The 19,277-nt window shown below is 44.8% G+C and carries 25 protein-coding genes; 21 read left to right on the forward strand and 4 right to left on the reverse strand.

Translation table 11 applies throughout. The annotated features are described in order from the left end of the window. The first annotated feature begins 42 nt into the window (after window positions 1-42). The 8 genes from BLR65_RS03605 (at window position 43) to BLR65_RS03640 (ending at window position 5,400) form a co-directional block, all read left to right on the forward strand. Entirely contained in the window at window positions 43-756 is a 714-nt protein-coding gene (locus BLR65_RS03605; RefSeq protein ID WP_342741365.1) for a L,D-transpeptidase family protein, read from the forward strand. Between the two features lie 156 nt (window positions 757-912). Next, window positions 913-1,092, forward strand: coding sequence for a hypothetical protein (locus tag BLR65_RS03610; protein ID WP_093792588.1), 180 nt, complete (start codon window positions 913-915; stop codon window positions 1,090-1,092). A 211-nt stretch (window positions 1,093-1,303) separates the two neighbouring features. Further along, the gene (locus BLR65_RS03615) at window positions 1,304-2,332 is read left to right on the forward strand and encodes a hypothetical protein (RefSeq protein ID WP_093792590.1); all 1,029 of its coding nucleotides are present in this window, start codon (window positions 1,304-1,306) and stop codon (window positions 2,330-2,332) included. 37 nt (window positions 2,333-2,369) lie between these two features. Next, window positions 2,370-3,053, forward strand: coding sequence for a hypothetical protein (locus tag BLR65_RS03620; protein ID WP_093792592.1), 684 nt, complete (start codon window positions 2,370-2,372; stop codon window positions 3,051-3,053). A 9-nt stretch (window positions 3,054-3,062) separates the two neighbouring features. Next, on the forward strand, window positions 3,063-3,836 hold the full coding sequence (locus tag BLR65_RS03625; protein ID WP_143122488.1) for a hypothetical protein: 774 nt from the start codon (window positions 3,063-3,065) through the stop codon (window positions 3,834-3,836). Next, a complete protein-coding gene (locus tag BLR65_RS03630) occupies window positions 3,823-4,176 on the forward strand; it encodes a hypothetical protein (RefSeq protein ID WP_093792596.1) in 354 nt (117 codons plus the stop codon). Before BLR65_RS03625 ends, BLR65_RS03630 begins: the two co-directional genes overlap by 14 nt. Next, a complete protein-coding gene (locus BLR65_RS03635; protein ID WP_143122489.1) occupies window positions 4,161-4,958 on the forward strand; it encodes a hypothetical protein in 798 nt (265 codons plus the stop codon). Before BLR65_RS03630 ends, BLR65_RS03635 begins: the two co-directional genes overlap by 16 nt. A 1-nt stretch (window position 4,959) precedes the next feature. Beyond that, window positions 4,960-5,400 (forward strand): hypothetical protein, encoded by a 441-nt coding sequence (locus BLR65_RS03640; protein ID WP_093792600.1) that lies wholly within the window; start codon window positions 4,960-4,962, stop codon window positions 5,398-5,400. A gap of 50 nt (window positions 5,401-5,450) precedes the next feature. On the opposite strand, the gene adhE is transcribed toward BLR65_RS03640, so the two are convergent. Beyond that, window positions 5,451-8,045, reverse strand: a complete 2,595-nt coding sequence (gene adhE / locus BLR65_RS03645) for a bifunctional acetaldehyde-CoA/alcohol dehydrogenase (protein WP_093792602.1) — start codon at window positions 8,043-8,045, stop codon at window positions 5,451-5,453. Between the two features lie 142 nt (window positions 8,046-8,187). Between adhE and BLR65_RS03650 the strand changes: the two genes are divergently transcribed. The 13 genes from BLR65_RS03650 to BLR65_RS03705 all read left to right on the forward strand — a co-directional run bounded on the left by BLR65_RS03650 (window position 8,188) and on the right by BLR65_RS03705 (window position 16,569). Beyond that, window positions 8,188-8,367 carry a hypothetical protein gene (locus BLR65_RS03650; RefSeq protein WP_093792604.1) on the forward strand — a complete coding sequence of 60 codons (180 nt, stop codon included), beginning with the start codon at window positions 8,188-8,190 and terminating at the stop codon, window positions 8,365-8,367. Window positions 8,368-8,410: 43 nt separating this feature from the next. Beyond that, complete coding sequence (locus BLR65_RS03655) at window positions 8,411-8,611, forward strand: hypothetical protein (RefSeq protein ID WP_093792606.1); 201 nt, start codon at window positions 8,411-8,413, stop codon at window positions 8,609-8,611. A 175-nt stretch (window positions 8,612-8,786) separates the two neighbouring features. Beyond that, the gene (locus BLR65_RS03660) at window positions 8,787-9,305 is read left to right on the forward strand and encodes a DUF4149 domain-containing protein (RefSeq protein WP_093792608.1); all 519 of its coding nucleotides are present in this window, start codon (window positions 8,787-8,789) and stop codon (window positions 9,303-9,305) included. Between the two features lie 34 nt (window positions 9,306-9,339). Beyond that, window positions 9,340-10,038, forward strand: coding sequence for a YetF domain-containing protein (locus BLR65_RS03665; protein WP_211285151.1), 699 nt, complete (start codon window positions 9,340-9,342; stop codon window positions 10,036-10,038). After that, on the forward strand, window positions 10,013-10,777 hold the full coding sequence (locus tag BLR65_RS03670) for a YetF domain-containing protein (protein ID WP_211285152.1): 765 nt from the start codon (window positions 10,013-10,015) through the stop codon (window positions 10,775-10,777). Before BLR65_RS03665 ends, BLR65_RS03670 begins: the two co-directional genes overlap by 26 nt. Window positions 10,778-10,791: 14 nt before the next feature. Then, complete coding sequence (locus tag BLR65_RS03675) at window positions 10,792-10,992, forward strand: hypothetical protein (protein WP_093792610.1); 201 nt, start codon at window positions 10,792-10,794, stop codon at window positions 10,990-10,992. 18 nt (window positions 10,993-11,010) lie between these two features. Next, window positions 11,011-11,205, forward strand: coding sequence for a spore coat protein (locus BLR65_RS03680; RefSeq protein ID WP_093792612.1), 195 nt, complete (start codon window positions 11,011-11,013; stop codon window positions 11,203-11,205). A 72-nt stretch (window positions 11,206-11,277) separates the two neighbouring features. Continuing rightward, on the forward strand, window positions 11,278-12,003 hold the full coding sequence (locus BLR65_RS03685; RefSeq protein WP_093792614.1) for a YetF domain-containing protein: 726 nt from the start codon (window positions 11,278-11,280) through the stop codon (window positions 12,001-12,003). Between the two features lie 68 nt (window positions 12,004-12,071). Beyond that, on the forward strand, window positions 12,072-12,203 hold the full coding sequence (locus tag BLR65_RS31320) for a cupredoxin domain-containing protein (protein ID WP_281241484.1): 132 nt from the start codon (window positions 12,072-12,074) through the stop codon (window positions 12,201-12,203). 46 nt (window positions 12,204-12,249) lie between these two features. Further along, window positions 12,250-12,969: a multicopper oxidase domain-containing protein gene (locus BLR65_RS03690; protein ID WP_245692374.1), complete on the forward strand. Its 720-nt coding sequence runs from the start codon at window positions 12,250-12,252 to the stop codon at window positions 12,967-12,969. Window positions 12,970-13,258: 289 nt separating this feature from the next. After that, window positions 13,259-13,675, forward strand: coding sequence for a hypothetical protein (locus tag BLR65_RS03695; RefSeq protein ID WP_093792616.1), 417 nt, complete (start codon window positions 13,259-13,261; stop codon window positions 13,673-13,675). 163 nt (window positions 13,676-13,838) lie between these two features. Further along, window positions 13,839-15,521, forward strand: a complete 1,683-nt coding sequence (locus tag BLR65_RS03700) for an ABC1 kinase family protein (RefSeq protein WP_169716898.1) — start codon at window positions 13,839-13,841, stop codon at window positions 15,519-15,521. Between the two features lie 367 nt (window positions 15,522-15,888). Then, on the forward strand, window positions 15,889-16,569 hold the full coding sequence (locus BLR65_RS03705; protein ID WP_093792620.1) for a hypothetical protein: 681 nt from the start codon (window positions 15,889-15,891) through the stop codon (window positions 16,567-16,569). Between the two features lie 74 nt (window positions 16,570-16,643). On the opposite strand, the gene BLR65_RS03710 is transcribed toward BLR65_RS03705, so the two are convergent. The 3 genes from BLR65_RS03710 to BLR65_RS03720 all read right to left on the reverse strand — a co-directional run bounded on the left by BLR65_RS03710 (window position 16,644) and on the right by BLR65_RS03720 (window position 19,170). Next, window positions 16,644-16,979 carry a hypothetical protein gene (locus BLR65_RS03710; RefSeq protein ID WP_093792622.1) on the reverse strand — a complete coding sequence of 112 codons (336 nt, stop codon included), beginning with the start codon at window positions 16,977-16,979 and terminating at the stop codon, window positions 16,644-16,646. Window positions 16,980-16,995: 16 nt separating this feature from the next. Further along, window positions 16,996-18,132: a stage II sporulation protein P gene (gene spoIIP / locus BLR65_RS03715; RefSeq protein ID WP_093792624.1), complete on the reverse strand. Its 1,137-nt coding sequence runs from the start codon at window positions 18,130-18,132 to the stop codon at window positions 16,996-16,998. Window positions 18,133-18,474: 342 nt separating this feature from the next. Next, on the reverse strand, window positions 18,475-19,170 hold the full coding sequence (locus BLR65_RS03720; RefSeq protein WP_093792626.1) for a CAP domain-containing protein: 696 nt from the start codon (window positions 19,168-19,170) through the stop codon (window positions 18,475-18,477). Window positions 19,171-19,277 lie beyond the last annotated feature (107 nt).

Consider the following 19,277-nt stretch of genomic DNA (forward strand, 5'->3'; position numbering starts at 1 on the left):
TAATGCGATTGCCCATATTTAAGCATAGGGGGCTGAATAAAAGTGCGTTTGGCTACAGTAACTATACAGCGATTCAGGTTGTTTTCCGTTGTGCTACTGTTAGTATTAGTACCAATTGTTAACTTCCTGGCTGAAGAAGACCCGCTGGAAAACCCGCCTATTGCCGCAGTCCAAACACAGCCCAGCCAACCACCGCAGGGAGAAATAAATATAGTTGTCAAAATACCTGAGCGTGTACTTGAACTACATGATAGTACCGGATTATATAAAAAGTATCGGATTGCGGTTGGCAAAAGTGAAACACCAACACCGATCGGCGACTTTAAAGTAGTATGGAAGGATTATAACTGGGGAACCGGGTTTGGTACAAGATGGATGGGGATAAACGTACCGTGGGGAATCTATGGAATCCATGGTACGAATAAGCCGTGGTCTATTGGCAAGTACGCAAGTCATGGCTGTATTCGTATGCGAAACAGCGATATAGAACAGTTATTTGAGTGGGTACCGCTAGGTACTATAGTTCGCATTGAAGGGCCGATAAACAAAGTCAAGAGAGAATTAAAACATAAGATGTCAGGGCAAGATGTAGTGCTCCTGCAGCGCAAATTAAAAGACATGGGCTATCTTTCTGACAGGGCGGATGGAATTTTTGGCAAAGCCACCGAGGAGGCAGTTAAAAAGTACCAGGAAGCCAACAATCTACAACCCACTGGTGTTGTAGATAATGGACTCGTTAACCTCCTGCAGATTTGAAAGACGCATTGTTGTTTTTAATATAGAAGAAAAACTAGCAATAGTAAAAAATCATAATTTATTCATTAGAAATTCACATTGCTATGATAATATACAAATATACCCAAGAAAAGGGAAGCTACGGTAAATTAAGAAAGCAGCAGGAGGAGAATGTTTATGAAAAAATTAATGGGTAAGGTTTTGTTCGCTTTATTAGTAGGTATGTTTGTGGCTAATGCCGCTATCGGTCCTGTTAATATTGTATCGGCTAACGAGCAGCATAACAGCCATTCCGAGCAGCAACAGGAGCAGGTACCGTCGAACGGCGATAAGAGCCAGGAACATAAATCACACTAAGTTCAGGTAAAAAGTTAAAAGATATGCTTTAAAGCACTAAGGGCTAAGAAGAATCCTACGGTGGGTTACTTCTTGGCCTTTTTCTGTATAACCGGGCGCAGGCCCGGTTTTTTGCTGTTCTGTCGAAAGTTTGTGGCTGTTATAAAAAAACGCATAAAGCCAAGGCAATATTGTCATATTAACCTTGAAACCATGAGTTGGAGTTGATGTGATGAGGTTCCTGTTTTTTCTTGTTATTGTTGTATTAATTGCTGGTGTAGCGCTATACGGCGCGCAGATGATGGGGATTCAGATTCCGTATGTGTCCCAGTTTTTTGCCAATATGGCCCCTGGTGGCGGCCATGGCGGCCATCAGATGCCTGGCATGCAGGGCGGAAATGTGATGCCGCCCAGCCCGTTCAATAATTTGGCCAGTCAGAATAAAGACAGGCTGGTACAAGCCACTACCATACTGAATCAGGCGATGGAGCTTATAACTAATGATCCGTATTCCCAGATTACCCAACCCAGTCAGACAACCCCGCCTACGCGGGATAGTGGCACAGGGGCAATTACTATCCCCCCGCGCGACGGTGTAACCATTAACATTAATCCAGGTAAAGAGCGGCGGGATTTTCCGCCCAATACAGGCAATATTGTGTATGATCAAACAAAACTAGAGCAGCTGCACAACGGCATCTTTAAGTTTTCGCAGGCCATGATGCTGCTTAACGAACTCAATAACGATTTAACCGACCAGAGTGTTATGCCTGAAGCCAATCCCCCTACGGCTGACACCTATGTTGTCAGATACAACCTGATTCAGCAGAACCGGGCTAAACTGGTTCAGGCCAACCGACTGCTCCAGGAATCGGTAGCCATGGCCAACGTAAACCCGTATGCCCCTGCTGATGGCTATGTGTATAATACCCAAAAGATGCAGCAGCTGCATCAGGGCATTTACGAATTGGCGCGTAGTGCACTCATCTTGAGTCGGTTAAGTGACGATTTGAACCAGCAAATGACCCAAATGGCTTATGAGGCCAGGCAGGCCAGGGTACAAATGCCGGCTAACTCCATGGCCGGTATGAGCGGCATAGCTGGTATGAATACCATGACCAACATGCAGCATGGGTCGATGACTGGGGGAGACAGTTCCTGGATATTTAATCTAGCGATCATTATCATTGCGTTTGGTATGGTGCTGGGGGTCTTGATTCTCATCAAGCGGCTGATTAATGATGTGAAAGCCTCCCAGTAACCATTTACCATAAATTAAAAAGAAAGGAAGGGACAGTATGGGTGATACAACAAAAGGGGATCCCATTTTAAGAGTAGTCCTCATTGTCTTTGTGGGACTGCTGGTCTTCGGTTTCTTGTTTGGCAGTAATTTCGGCGGGACTGGTTATGCTGGCAATAATGCCGGGCATCACGGTATGGCGGCTGCTGGCGGCTATGGGGGAGGAGCCTTCTTCGACGGTTTAATCCCAGGGCTCATCGGGTTTCTCATGCATCTATTGGTCTTGGTGCTGGTGTTTGCGCTGATTGCCGGGTTAATTATGGGCATCCGCAAATTCATCAATCAGCCGGACGGTTTTGTAAAGTCGTCCAAGGCCATGGAGTATGTTAATCAAGATCCGGTGCTTAGAACCATGGCCGTCGTGCTCGCCGTAGTGTTTGGTCTATACTTTATTACGGCGCTCTTTAATGGTATGCAGTCTGGCGGCGGGTATGGTGCGTCACCACAGGTCATGTTGTTCATGCTCATTGGGTTCTTAGTTAAGCTCCTAATGCTGGCGCTTGTCATCACCTTAACGGTGGCTTTGGTGCAGTATTTGAAAGCCCAATTTGATAACGAACAGGTTAGTCAACAGGCAAGCGGTGCTAGCACGATTCAGGTTGAACCGCCGGCGCAACTGTCTTCGCCGCCTTCTTTTAACCCAAATGGTAATAAACCGGGAGATAAACGCGAAGGGAAATAGTTGGTAACCGTGAAACTTCGACTGGAATTTGTTGTGCATTGGCTGTTAACTGTTATTTTTGCCGTACTTGCCATCAGTGGCTTGGCTATGGTTGGTGCCAGATTTGCTTGGGTACTTAACTATGACATTGCTACTGCCGACTTTGTCCACAGGGTAATCGCTGTTCCCTATGTAGTGCTAGCTTTCCTTGCCCTTGGACAGGAGTTGGCCCGGGTGCTTAAAGATGACAGTCAGCGTGATTTAGGCTGGGGAATATTTGGCAGGCAAGGATACGGGTTGTTTACTCTGCTGACAACTTTATTATTCATTGTCACTGGCATTATCCTCTGGAAAAGCCATCATGGCAACAAGGCTGCCCTGGCATTTGCTATGTTTGTACACGAAAAATTGACCTATATTGTACTGGCTAGCTTAGTATGGCATATGTACCAGAAAGCACACGCCCTGCTATGGCCAAAACAGCAAACGTCTGGTAATCTGATGACCCAGCAATGGTTCAAGGTAGTCATATGGTTTATTGCCTCTGCTTTTTTCTTTGCGGTGGCAGTCAGCATGATAGCGTTTGGCGGGCCTGACCCTAGTAAGCAGCAGGTGGAGGCATTTATGGCCGGCATGATGCAAGCCATGAAAAACTCGCTGATGGGCATAGCGGCTATGGATTCAAGTGGGCAAAGCGGTGTAGTGGAGCTGTCGGTGCCGCTGTTTACCGATTTGCTGGTGATAGCGCTGGTTTTGGCGGCTTACCTGGTGTGGAGGAGCGCGAAATCGAATGAACCAGGCTAAACTTCATTTCTGGCAACTATCCTTTATATTTTTGCTGGTTGTTGTCTTGGTATTGCTCAACGTATGGCAAAATCATCAGGCTGAGACCAGTAACATGATGACCCAGATGATGGGGCAAAGCATGGGCGATATGATGCGCATGATGCATGCATCCAATATCACACTCTCTGATCTCCTGGTCTGGAAGCAGGAAATGGCCCAGTCTATGACCATGAACATGCATGACCAGGGCGGTTATTTGCGGTGGGTGCATGACTTTACCACAAACATCATTTTTTTCCTCACGCCGTTTATTTTGTCCATAACTCTATTTTTGTTAATCGTGTGGCACTTGAGGTGAATGTATTGAGCAGTCTTGGCTTCCTGGGATCAATGTATATGTTTTTCCTGATCGCTTTGCTGGTAGTGGCGCTGGGCGCAGGGGCTAATTATTTGGCTCATAGCGTTGTTAGCGTACTAGGCAAGCCGGATACCGCGCCTTCCAACACGAATTACACTACAAAATTTAAGGGAGGATATAAACTTATGGAAAACAATCCGTGGCTCAGATATGCCTTGTATTCGTTTCTGGGTATCTTGCTGTTAATGGCTGTTGTTGGTCTGCTTGCGCCGAATCAACAATCGATGTATGGCCAGTCGTATGGCCGCGGTCAGATGATGCCAGGTATGAATGCCGGTTTTGCCGGTAATATGCAAATGCCGTATGGTAATGCCGCATTTAACGGTGGCATGATGGTGCCGGTCATTATGGTACCTGTCAACAGTATGCCAATGGGTAATATGATGGGCCAGATGCCGATGGGCCAAATGTCTATGGGGCAAATGCCAATGGGTATGCAAGGCGGCAATATGGGTATGATGGGTATGCCGATGGGTATGCAAGGTGGTAATATGGGCATGATGGGACAGATGCCAATGGGCATGCAAGGCGGCGGTATGGGTATGATGGGTATGCCAATGGGTATGCAAGGCGGCGGTGGTATGGGTAATATGCAAGGTGGCGGTGGCATGGGCATGATGAACATGTCGAGTGGTGGCGGTATGTCCGGTATGTCGAGCGGCAGTTCTGCTGGCGGCGGTATGTCTGGCGGTTCCTCTGGCGGCGGTATGGGCATGATGTAGTATGCGTAAACTTTTTATAGCAGTTTGCGTAGTAAGTTTACTACTGATAGCTGGTTGCAGTGGTCAAAAGAGCCAGACGCCGCCAGCTCCTCCTGCTCAGCAGCAGGGCGGCGGACAACAAGCTCAGCACAACATGGCCAATATGGAAGACCCCAATCCTATTATGGCGCAAATGAATCAAGCGCTTGATGATGTGGCCGCCAAGTCACAAGCCAATAAGCTTACCGAAGCCAGACCTTCGGCAGGTAATCTGGTTACCCTCAATAATCGCCTGTCATCCCATTTTTCGGATACTGGGTTTCGAGATCGTTTAAGTCAAGCCATTACGGCTCTGAATAGCGAAGTCAACAAACCCTCACCTGATAAGGCGGCGGTAGATAAGCAAGTCGAAACGATAAGAGGTCTAATTAAAGAAGCTCCCAGCAAAATGATGCCCCATTAACTGTTAGGAAAAGCCTTTGCACAGCGCAAAGGCTTTTTCTTATGTTTTTATCATTCACCTTTATAAGCTTGCTGGTAAATTTCCTTTAACTCCGATACTAATGGCATTCTTGGATTAGCGGTGGTGCATTGGTCTTCAAAAGCCTTGTCTGCCAATTCATCCAAAACCTTTGAAAACTTACTTTCCGGTATGCCGCAAGCTTGTATAGTCAAAGGCATGTGCAGTTTCTTCATCAGGTCTTTTATAGCATCTATCAGACTATTTATGCCTTCTTCGGTAGTGTGGCTGTTTAATCCTAAGTATTTCGCTATTTCCGCATATTTTTCATCAGCGACATAGTGCTCGTATTTCGGGAAGGCATTAAACTTAGTGGGCTTGGTAGAATTGTATCTGATTACATATGGCAGCAAGACAGCGTTTGCTTTGCCATGGGGAATATGGAATTCTCCACCCAGTTTATGGGCTAAACTGTGGTTAATTCCCAAGAAAGCGTTAGTAAAGGCCATTCCGGCAATACATGACGCATTATGCATCTTTTCACGGGCTATTTTGTCTTCTCCATTTTGATAGGCTCGCGGGAGATATTCAAAGACCAGTTGGATGGCTTTCATCGCCAGCGCGTCCGTATAGTCGGAAGCCATAACCGACGCATACGCTTCAATTGCGTGCGTTAAAACGTCCATTCCGGTATCAGCGGTTACCGTGTGTGGCACTGATTGAACAAAGTCCGGGTCGATGATGGCAACGTCCGGGGTCAGTTCATAATCTGCCAAAGGATATTTGATTTCTCTTTTCGGGTCAGTAATAACAGTAAAGGAAGAAACCTCAGAGCCTGTACCCGAAGTGGTGGGTATAGCCACAAACTTGGCTTTTATCCCAAGGGGCGGATACTTAACCACTTTCTTGCGGATATCCATAAATTTCATACGAAGGTCAGCAAAATCAGTTTCAGGATGTTCATAAAATAGCCAGATTGCTTTCGCGGCATCAATCGCTGAGCCGCCTCCGAGAGCAATAATTACGTCCGGTTGGAATTTGCTGATGGCATCAACGCCTTTAAGCACTGTTTCGACAGTCGGATCTGGCTGGACTTCGGCAAAGATTTCTGAATGGACATAACTCCTACCGTCCCGATTGCGTAAGTGGTGAAGAACTTTGTCCACATAACCCAGCTCTACCATGATTTTGTCAGTAACAATAAAGGCTTTTGAAATATTGGGCATCTTGGCAAGATACTGGACAGAACCGGGCGCGAAATAAATTTTTTCCGGTATTTTAAACCATTGCATATTATACCTTCTCTTGACAACACGTTTTTTATTAATCAAATTAACAGCCGTGACATTTGCTGTTGTACTGTTTCGGCCGAATGATCCACAACCTAACGTAAGAGACGGCATACTCGTGTTATAAATATCGCCGATGGCGCCATGGCTGGAAGGCTGATTGATAATAATTCTGCCGGTATTGGCCTTTTCCGCATACTGATTGATAACAGCGTCATCATTGGAATGAATGACTGCCGAATGTCCCGCCCCGCCGAAATTGATCATTTCTACTGCTCGCTGGATGCCTTCCTTAGAATCCGTAACTTTATAACAGGCCAACACCGGGCTTAATTTTTCTCTGGACAAGGGATACTCGGGCCCGACTCCTGCTAATTCAGCAATAAGTATTTTGATGTCTGTTGGAACTTCAAATCCGGACATTTGGGCAATGGTGTAAGCCGACTGGCCAACAATTTCGGGATTCACATTGCCTGAGCTTTCATCGAAAACAGTCTTCTCTAATTTTCCTCGTTCTTCATCATTGACAAAATAGCAGCTATGACGCTTCATATAGTCTGTAACAGCGTCATAGATGGCGGCATCAATGATTACGGCCTGCTCTGAGGCACAAATCATACCATTGTCTAAGGTCTTGGATACTATCAAGTCGGTTACTGCCCGCTTTACATCTGCGGTCTTTTCAATATAGCAAGGCACATTGCCAGGTCCAACCCCTAACGCTGGTTTGCCTGCGCTATAGGCGGCTTTGACCATGGATGAACCGCCAGTAGCCAGGATCAGGGAAATGCCATCATTTTTCATTAACGCCTGGGTTGATTCCAGGGAAGGCTCGTCCGTCCATTGAATGCAATATTCCGGCGCGCCGGCTTTAATGGCAGCTTCGCGCATCACTTTGGCGGCTGCTACACTGCATTCCTGGGAATGGGGATGAAAGGCAAATATAATCGGATTTCTTGTTTTCATTGCAATAATGGATTTAAACAGGGTTGTTGAAGTAGGATTGGTGACCGGTGTAATGCCGGCAATGATTCCCACCGGTTCAGCTATTTCAAAATAGTCTTCTTCTTCGTTGTCTTCCAGTATCCCTACCGTTTTTTGGTATTTGATACTGTGATAAACATACTCTGTAGCAAACAGATTTTTAATAATCTTATCTTCATAAACGCCTTTTTTGGTTTCTTCGACAGCCATTTTAGCCAGTTTCATATGGTTTTCCAGCCCGGCCAGAGCCATTGCTTTAACAATATGATCTACCTGTTCCTGGCTAAGTTTGACCATTGCCGTGAGTGCGTTTTTTCCGTTTTCTACTAAAATCTCTATCCTGTCAGGTATGTTCTTGTGATTGTTGTCAGTCATATCCAACCTCCTAGTATTGCTTCTACTAGTGTGTTAGATAATGCCAGGTTTTATTAATGTTTAGGCAATTGCTCCAATCCACCGGAGCCAGGTTTAAATGCAACCGAAATGGTTATATTATACCTGGATGGGGGGTGAGATCATGGCAAACAGACAGCAGATCCAACAATGTATCACTGATTGTACCAACACGGCCAATATGCTGCGGACAGCGGCCAACGCTGTTCCTAACGCCGGGGTGAGGGAAATGGTTACATTTGGCGCAACTCATGTTGAAATGTGTATTCGCCAGTGTGAACATGCGTCCATGCAAGCCCAATAAGATTCAATTTTATACAATCATTAAAGAAAGAGGTGAACCATGTATGGCAGCTAATCCTGCTAATGACATTCAACAATGTGTGCAGCAATGTCAGCAAACAGCTGGGCAGCTTCGTTCAATGGCAACTCAGGAGAACAATACACAGGTAAAGATGATGTTGAACGAAGGAGCGCATCATCTTGATCTGTGCATCGAGGAATGTCAATATTCGTTAAGTCAGCTTCAGACCCCGGCTATGGTATAAGATTTAAGCAAAAAAGCCAATTTATGGCTTTTTTCTTTTTGATAATAAAACTTACGTGGTGATAACGTAAGCTTCGACGGTATACAAAAATAGTTTAGTATACATACTTTACTTAAGTCATTATAATAACTGACCGAATGATCATGATGTCATCTTTTTAGGGGAGGTTTATCCTATGGAAGGAAAAGAGCTCTTACACACAATATCCGGCACATTACATATCCTGGCCGCCGTTACCTGGATCGGCAGCATGATATACAGCGAGTTTGCCGTTAAGCCGGCATTAAAGCCGTTGCCGGATATGAAGGCCCATGCGATTAATGGCATGGCCATGAAAAATTTCTCCATGCTTACCTGGACCAGCCTTGTTCTGCTCATCCTTACCGGCAGCTACGCCATCTTTGATAAGCAAAAGGAACTCACCCCGCTGCTGGAAGAACCGTCGGGTATTGTTTTGACGATCAAACTTATTTTAGTAGCAATCATGATTGGCATTTTGCTGTTTCAGGTTTTTAGTTTGGGCCCTAAAATGAGCAGTCTGATTAATCCGTCGACACCGCAAAACCAAGAAAATCAAATGCAAATGACGCGAGTCTCCAATTCAGCAACCACTTTATCAAAAATTCATTTATATGCCGGTGTTCTTATTGTCATTCTGGCAGTGATTCTTTCAGCGTTACTGGAAAAAAGTTAATTAACCATTTTCGCTGATTTAGGAGGAAATATTTTTGGAATGGAAGGCTTTTTGGGAAGGAAGTAAGGAACTGTCTACCTTAGCCTTGGTGATTCGGGCTATTGTCCTATATATTGCTTTAATAATTGCTACTCGCATGATGGGACACCGCCAGGTGGGAATTTTATCAGGCCACAATTATCTGGTAGCAGCCGGCATCGTGAGTTTGGCTGCCGTCCGGATGGTCTCCCCGGAATCTTCACTCGTTTCCGGCCTTGTAATTGTTTTCGTTTACGCAGGTGTGAATGTTTTGTTATCCTATTTGGATATCAAATGGCCGAAAGGTATTGACCGGCAGCCTACCATCTTAATGCAAGGAGGACGATTGCTCAAAGAAAATTTGCTGGACTGTCATGTGACCATAGATAACCTTTTAGGCCAGTTAAGATTGAAAGGAGCGCATAGTCTTTCAGAAATTGATACTATTGTCTTGGAGCCTTATGGCAAAATCAGCGTTGTAAAGAAACCAGAGGCTCTACCTATTACCAGAAAGCAAATGAATCTGCCGCCAAAGTTGGCAGCACTGTCTACTATTCTTATCTATGATGGCGTTATCGACGAAGCTAATTTGCATCAGTTGGGGTTAGATCACAAATGGTTGCTAACAAAATTGGGCGAAAAAGGAATTACTAATCCGCAAGATGTATTTTTGGCTATGCTGGAGGCTCATGGGACAGTCTATACAAGTGTATGAAGAAGGGATGAATTTGGAGGACCTGTTAAAGGAAGTATTCGGAACTGCCGAGAAAATCAGTCCGTTCATTTTTGTGCTTCGGACTCTGGTGGTTGGCATTATGCTGTATGTTGAAGGCAAAGTCTTGCCCCACAGGTCGGGCGGTCAATTTGCCGGGTATGACTTCGCTTTTTTCTGGATGATGGGCGGACTAACCGCCGCTCCTTTGTTTGAACCCAAAATAAGTATTATCAATACTGTTGCGGTAGTAGCGGTGATTTACCTTCTGCACTATCTTATCTCCTATATTGCCGTAAAAAACAGGACGTTTGCCAGGTTGGTATTAGGGCAAGCGGTGCCATTGATTGCAGGAGGTAAAATTCTGCGCGAGAATATGGCCAAAACGTTCTTTCCCTTGGAACTTTTGTTATCAGACCTACGGACAGTAGACGCTCCGAATTTTAATGAGGTAGAGGTAGCAGTGCTGGAAACCAGCGGACATGTCAGCGTTCTAAAAAAATCCGATTATCAGCCGGTAACACCCAAGGACTTAAACAGGAAAACCATGGGAGGAGGTCTGCCGACCATTTTAATTACGGAGGGAAAGGTTTTAGCAGAAAACCTGCATGCATTAGGCTATGATGAAAAATGGTTAAATGAGCAGCTGCTGAAAAAAGGCATCACCAACATCAAGGATGTTTATGTTGCGCTGATAGATGCTGCCGGTGAATTATACTATTCGGTAAAAACCCAAGGCTAAGGAGGCAATACAATATGCTCACTGAACAAGAAATGATGAATAACGCGTTTAAGGAAATGTTGGCTCATGAGGAGAGTATGGCGAAAAAGTATGCTGATCTTTCCCAGAAGATTACCGATCCTATTCATCAGCAGATGCTCAAAGGGATGGAGCAGGGTGCTCGCAATCACTATAGTACACTGTCACAGGCCATGTCTAAGCTCGGAATTGTATAAAAGGAGTTGTGGAATATAATGAATACCGTTGACTATTTAACAGATGTTATGCAAGATGAAAAGATGATGCAGTCCATGTACAATAAGAACATGATGGATATTACCAATCCCGAAGTGCGGCAGCTCTTTACCCAACTCAGAGATGCAAAAATGCAAAACCTTTCGCAATTGCAGCAGGAAATCCAAACGCTGATGGGGCAAGGGCAAAATTAATAACCAAATACGTCAAACGGATAAAAGAGAGGTGGAACAACTACCTTTCTTTTTTGATAAGGGGGTGTTCAGGTGGAAGACATTATGGACATTGTCATACGTACATCGCTGGGCTTTGTAATATTATTTATACTAACACATATAGCAGGGCGCAAAGCAGTTTCCCAATTAACCTTTTTCGACTATGTCAATGGTATTACCATCGGTTCTATCGCCGCAGCGATGGCGGTTGACAGCAGCATCGGCATGGTAGCAGGCGTAGTAAGTCTGGGTGTTTGGACTGTATGGATTATGATTATCAATTTTATTACATTAAAGAGTGTTCCTGCCAGAAAACTGATTGATTCGGAGCCGATCATGGTAATCCATAACGGTAAGATACTGGAAGATAATCTGGGCAAGAGATATTTTAATGTGCACCATCTCTTAAAGCAACTGAGGATGCGCGGTGTATTCGACCCTAATGAAATAGAAGTCGGTATAATGGAATCCAACGGACACTTAAGTATATTGAAAAAGGCTCAATTTCAACCCGTTACGGCGAAGGACTTAAATCTTTCTTCCCGAGGCGCGGCAGCTAGCCAATTTGTTGGTAAGGAACTGGTGGTTGACGGAACAGTAATCGAAAAGAACTTAACGGAAAGCGGGTTAACCCGACAGTGGTTGGAGAGCCAGTTACAATCACAAGGAGTAACTGATTTAAATGAAGTAACGTTAGCCACTATAAATCCCGACGGCACGCTTTATGTAGATAAAAAAAGCGACCAGGCGCCGCTTAATCAACATGTAAAAAAGTAAAGAAAACGGGTAGCAGGCGACAGACTCAGCGAATATTATGTAACATAAGAGCGCGAGGAGTGATTTGCTTGGTTGTTTCTCCGGATATTCCTGATCTTCCTTATGTAATAAAAGGCGGTATTAAATTCTTTGAATTTGTCGCAGAACCTGTAGCAAGAGAGGTATTACCCGGATTATCTATTAAAGGCTGGGGATATTAACGGTTGTATTCCCGGACCAACGATTAAAGTGTATCCCGGTGATTATGTGAATATTAGGGTATATAACTGCTTGCCTGAGTCGACCAGCGTGCACTGGCATGGTCTGGATGTACCCAACATTATGGATGGGGTACCCGATGTTCAGGCTTCACCGGCGATAAAACCCGGCTGTTATTTTGATTATCATTTTAGAATCATCAATCCCCCCGGCACACATATGTACCACGCGCATCACAATACGGCAAAACAAGAGATGCTGGGATTAGCCGGCGGTCTAATCATTTTGGATCCTAACTCAGATTGCCTGCCAGTTGATCGCGATTATTCGCTAATTATTCAGGAATTCGCTGTGATTGGCTTAGAGCATGGAATGGTAAAGCTAGGCACATATAATATTAACCCGCTTAGTGACGATTTAAACTTTTTCACCATTAACGGACGAAGTTTTCCCTATACATCCCCCTTGGAAGTTAATCGTGGTGAACTAATCCGGGTTAGATTAGCTAATCCTGGAGATCAAGTGCACCCTATTCATCTTCATGGACATCACTTCTCTATTGTAGCTTCCGATGGCAATAGCATTCATCCCTGCTCTCGATTACGAAAAAATACAATCCCGGTGGCCTCGGGGGAAACATTTGATTTAGAATTTGCCGCCGATAACCCCGGAGTCTGGCCGCTTCATTGTCATATTCCTCATCATATGTCTAATAATCATATGAAACAAACAGGCGGCATGTTTACTACTGTTATGTATATAGATTAAGCCAAAAACAAGTCCGTATCACTTTGGGGTAGTACGGACTTGTTTTTGGGAATTGAACCTAGTACTCCATAATTTTCTTTTTGGGGACAACCCCGTTCATTGTTTCTTAATCTGCATACAATTGAGTTTAGTACACTTGGTAAGATTATCAGCAGTACTGTCTAACCTCAAAAAATTTCACAAGATTTTCATAGGGTATTCATAAGATATTCATTTGGGTTTGTTATACTTAAAACAAATCAGAACCACTGATAAATAGATAAACAAAATATAAAGGAGGACTTCTAACATGATGATGATGAATCAAGGTATGGGTGGCATGAACCAAGGTATGAACATGGGTATGGGTGGCATGAATCAAGGCATGAGCCAGGGGATGAATGGTATGGGACAAGGCATGGGCGTTATGAATCAAGGCGTAGATGCGTATGGCCAAATGGGTAACATGGCTATGTATAACCACGGTAACATGGCCAATATGACTAACATGGCAAGCATGCCTGGTATGCTGCCTGGTTCAGGTTTCGAAAGCTTTCTTGGCAATTTAGCCGGTGTAGCCATTACCCTCTTATTCTGGGCTCTCCTCATTGGCGGTTCGGTATTCTTGGCCAGAGCACTGTGGGAAGTGTTTAAAACCAGGAAGGCTGCGACCCAGACACAAGGTCCGGTCATAGTAGCTAAACAAGTAGAGGTTCTAGACAACTAGGTTATCAATAAAAAACAGTCAGCTTGTGCTGACTGTTTTTTATTTACACGATTTTTTTGTAAGATAGTACGCTTGTGGTATATAATGAGTTATCACATAGCTAGAGATAATAGGTTTGGGCATCTATGAGTGGTACTAGGTTATGCAGTTTGGAGGAATTATTTTGGCAACATGGCAAAGAAATGATGCAGTACGCGAACGGGCGAGGGAGATTGCCGGGGTTTTTATTAAAAACGGGTTTGGTTTTCTGGTAAAAGATTTGGGCCTACGCCGGTTTATGGCCTTTGGTGTGCTCAGTGGTGCAGGGGATTTAGAAAAAACTCTAAAGAGCGAAGAGTTTCGCCGTCTGGTGCAAAGATTGCCGGGAATGCTGGAAGAACTTGGCCCGACATTTATTAAGTTAGGGCAATTTTTAAGCAGCCGCCCGGATATTATTCCTGATTTTGTTACCGATGCCCTGAAAAGCCTACAAGAGCAAGTAACACCGGTTGCTTTTGAGCGAATTGAACAGTTGATTGCCGAAAACTTGCCAGAGTATAAGAATATTTTTACGTACATAGATCCTCAGCCGCTAGGGGTGGCCTCGATTGCCCAGACTCATACCGCTACTTTGGCTGACAGGCGCAAGGTAGTGATAAAGGTTCGCAAACCAGAGGTTATCAATAAGACTGAATTGGATTTGCGGATAATGCAAAAAATAGTTACCTTTTTAGCAGAACAGCCAGAAGTCAACAACCTAATGGATATAGAAAATAGCTTTGCTATTTTCGCCCATTCTCTCAAAAAAGAATTTGATTTATCGGTAGAGGCGGGAAATATCCAGTTGTTCCGCAATCTCTTAGCCGATGCCGGGTTGGCCCGTGCACCGAGGGTAGAATGGGAGTTAAGTAACGAGAATTTGCTGACTATGGAGTATATTGAGGGAATTAGTATTGAACAGGCAGCTGAAACTCAAAATCCTGCTGTCCGCAAGGAATTAGCCAGGAAATTTCTGGACAGTTTCTTACGTCAAGTGATTTTATGCGGCGTATTTCACGGCGATCCCCATTCAGGCAATATTCGTCTTACTAAGGCGGGAGAAATAGTCTACCTTGATTTCGGTATTGTGGGGCGAATTGATTCGCGCATGACAGAGCGGTTAATTGAAAACTTCACCGCCATTCAAAATTCCGATGTAGATAAGTTGATGAATGTGGCACTAGAAATGGGCCATTCCACAGGGGAAACAAACTGGCAAAATTATTATGAAGATATGGCAGAGCTAATGTTTGTATCCCAGAATATGTCTCAAGGCAATGTTGAAATAGGAAAGATGATTTTCGGTATGATGCATATTTCTCAAAAGTATGGTATTCGCATGCCTGAGCGCCTGCTGTTATTAGGCAAGGCGTTTGCTATTGCGGAAGGAAATGCTCGCAAAATCGATCCAGATGTTAACTTTCTGGAGATAGCCCGGCCTATTATTGCGATCTTCCTCCAAAGCAATATTATGCCCCAGGTAAGTGAAGCGGCCATGTTGGCAAATGTACTGGATGTCAAGAAGAAGCTGCGAATACTCTTTAGTGAGCTACCCACATTCATTTCTGGTATGACCAGAGGGGAGAAGAAAATTCCTTTATCGATCAGTGGTATGGAGTTTCTTGGCGATAAACTTGACAAGTCCATCAACCGTATTGCCTATAGTCTGATAATCTCCAGTATGCTATTAACTTCAGCCATTATGATGCACTCTGGTACGGGTCCTCTACAGGCTGAAATTCATTACACAGGTTATTATTTATTAATAGCCTCAATGATTGGTACGGTATATTTGTTCTTTAAGATATTCCGGCAAGTTAAGCATTAAATAATAGGAATGGCCGAGCTGCGGGAGATTCCCTAGCGAGTTCGGCAAAATCCCCTAATGGAATTACCTTTAAGTCGTAAAGTAGAAATAGAGGGCAATAGGGATTCGAAATAAGAATATATTGCTGCGACTGCCTGGCACATGGTGCTGGGCTTTTTACTTTCCTAAGCTGTGGAAGAAGACTCAATGCGGCATTGATATAGCCGTTGCCTGTACGCTTCATGCTTGATTTCACACCATACTTTAGAAGCCATTCTCAAATTTAGATAAAGACTGGTAAAATAGCACAAGTTTTACACAATTCCTTCAAGAGATATTCATATTGGCTAGGTATAATATGGATAAAGAAATCAAGGAGGTAATGAAAATGAAAAAGACTTTTATAACAGCAACTTTACTGATGAGCATGATGGTAGCGGGTGTGGCTTCGGCCAACGAATTTCTTCCGGAAACCAACAAAATTAAATCAGACCTGCAAACAGTCATGGTTAAGCCGGGCAGCACTAAGAATGGTCCAGAATATGTTACGATCGACCGTAATCCCACTGGGTATAACAAACAGGTAGTTGACGGTCACACCATTGAGGGCTGGATCAAAGACGGTGTGGCATATACCGCTATTGACGGAGTCACTACCAAGGCTTATCGTATTAATAAAGACCTGCAAACAGTCATGGTTAAGCCGGGCAGCACTAAAAACGGTCCAGAATATGTCACGATCGACCGTAATCCTACTGGGTATAACAAACAGGTAGTTGGCGGTCAAACTATTGAGAGCTGGATCAAAGACGGTGTTGCATACACGGCCGTTGACGGAGTCACTACCAAGGCTTATCGTATCAATAAAGACCTGCAAACAGTCATGGTTAGGCCGGGCAGCACTAAAAACGGTCCAGAATATGTTGTGATTGACCGTAACCCTACTGGATACAAAAAACAGGTAATGGGTGGTCATACCATCGAGGGCTGGATCAAAGACGACGTAGTTTACACCGCAGTGGACGGAGTTATTGTAAAAAAGGGAACACAGTCGGCAGGGGTAAAGTAGTATAAGAAATAGGTGCTCTGCTTGGCAGGTTGAAAAGCAAGACAGGACAAACGTGTAAAGCGTTTGTCCTGTAATTATTTGGGGTTTTGGTATTTTTTCAGATTAACATCCTCAACAAAGCGGGCGTAAGCCCGCTTTTCTTCTACCTTGACAACGGTGTAGCGTTTGTTGGTGTCTGTGACCAGTTCATCACCTACGGTAGGTGGTACAGAGATTTGCATTAAGGTTTCACCGGTTGTTTCCTCTAAGATAACGAAAGAGGTATAGCTTGGGGATTGGGGTGCCGGCAGTGGTTTCTGCTCCGGGGTGGCAGGTTGGCTTGTCACATATAAGCCAAGGCTTACGGCCAGTAATACTGCACCAATTACTAATGTAGAGCGAGAAATACAGAAAAACCGGCGATTTTTCATGGCTTACTACTCCTCATTATTTTCGTTTTTTCCATGACCGGAAGATGTCACCAAACTCATATTTACCAAAACGGAGGAGTTTGGATTTGGCTTCTTTAAAACTGCCTGTACTAAGAAAAAGGAAAGCACCTGTACCCGCAACTAATGCGCCAATAATAAGGAGGGTATCTTGGCGTGGGCCGGGATCATTGTTGGCAACAATATCTGGTGATACCGAAGGTGTTGCTTGAGCAACCGGAGCTTGACTCGCTGGAGCCTGAGTGGTGGGTGCAAGAAAAGAAGGGACTACATCAGCAAAGAGAGCGGCGCTGCGGTCGGCGGCTTCCCGGCTGTTATACTGGGTGCCGATTTCAATCAGAATACTACGAGGGTTTAAGTCTTGGTTATAGCCGCTTTTAGCGATAAAGATACCACGTACTAAGCCTTTGTATTTTGCATCAGCGGCTGCTTTAATGGTTTTGGCATAATTCATGGTGGTATTGATGTTCTGATTCTGGCGGCCAACGACTAGTAATATTTTGGTGGCATCCTGGCCGTTGACTTGAAAGTTATATATTTTGGCTGGCGCGCTGTCGCGATGGATATCAAATAACGCGGCCGGCTGTTGTTGAAGCAGCTTCATTACGGTTCGCCGGGAGCGCTGATAGGCGTTGGCGTCATGGGGATCATGAAGGGTTTTATCATGAGTGGTCTGGTAACCGACTTCAGATAACCGTTTACTAAAGGCTTCTCCTACAAGCAGGATGCTACCGTCACCCTTGACGGTAGCTTTACCGTCGGTAGGAATATAGGATTCATCTGTGTGTGTATGATAGATGCTCACCAGTTGACTTGCCGGCTGTGCGGGTGCTTGCACAGGTACAGTTTGCGGCCATAGGCCGCTAATAGATTCTTCGCGAACATATTCTGCTGTAGCAGATGTCCCTTGAACGGAAGTAACAGCATAGACCCGGTTATCCTCATCGATAAATTCATCACCAGGATGGACGGCAAGGCCAGTTTGAAAGATGATTTTGCCCAGTGTATCTGTAATTGTCACAAAGCCGTCGTTTACTTCTGTGGCGCTATCGACTGGCGCTGCTACACTATTACTGACGTTTAGTGATGCTAGTATCATCACGGAAACCATAGTAAATAAACGCAGAATTGGCATAAGTCACCTCGTGAACAGATAATTACTGGTAGCTTGACCTGGTTTTACAATTTATATGCTAAAGTATGTTAAGCCAGATAAAGTAGACTTAGCTTCAGGTGGGGTTTTAACCCCATCTGAAGGTTAGTCGCCCTTATCCAGGGACTTAGCCGCTCTTAACTCCCACTTGTAGAAGATGGGAGTCTTAGAGCGGGTTAGTCTCAGGATAAAGAAAACACGGCTTGCGCCGAGCCTTAGCGAAAGCGGAAGCCGATGTTGCCCTTATCCAGACGGAAAGTTATACTTTCTTACAGGACAATGAAAAACCTGTAAGGAAGATTCCCTACAGGTTTTTAAGGCTGGCTAGTCAATAAAGTTTTGTACAACATAAACAGAGCCTTGGGGGCTATAGCGCACACCAATACCAACTTGTTTATATTTGGCATTAAGGATATTCGCTCTGTGGCCGGGGCTGTTCATGAAAGCTTGTTCGGCCGCGGTAACGTTACGGTTAATGGCTAAGTTTTCGCCAGCATAGCCGAAGGAGATACCAGCGCTGCGCATCCGGTCAAAGGGAGACTTGCCATCCGGATTGACGTGGGCGAAGAAATTCCGGTTAATTTGGTCCTGCGCATGCTGCCGAGCGACTGCAGTTACCGCTAGGTTGAGTTTAAGCGGCGGCAGCCCGTTAGCGGCGCGGTCAGCATTTAATAAATTAACGGCGAGCTGTTCATCGGCAGTGACACCGCTAACCTGAGGTGCTTGTGGTGCAGAGGGTGTTGGGTTAGTTGCTGGTGGGGACGCAGGCGCGGTACCTTTCGCCGGGGCAGCACCATCGGAGTTATCACCCTGGTTAGTTAGGGCAGCGATAAGACCTATCGCCAATAGCCCCCCGAGAATGGTATTCGTTGTTCCATTACTAGGTGCAGTAATTTCTGTGGCTTGCTCATCGGCGGCAGCCGCTTGCGCGGTAGCCCAGGCTCCCCCCCATGATGTTGTAACAAGCGACAGAGTCAGGAGACTTAAGGTTAATGTTTTACATAGTTTGCGTTTGAACATTAGGTTCCTGCTTTCTAGTTTTAGCTAAAGTCAAATGGTATGGGTTTATTACCGTATATCCGGTTATTCGCCCCTACCAAGCCAATAACCTTTGGTAAGGTTCGCCA

It is taken from the genome of Sporomusa acidovorans, assembly GCF_900101845.1.
Classification (GTDB): Bacteria; Bacillota; Negativicutes; order Sporomusales; family Sporomusaceae; genus Sporomusa; species Sporomusa acidovorans.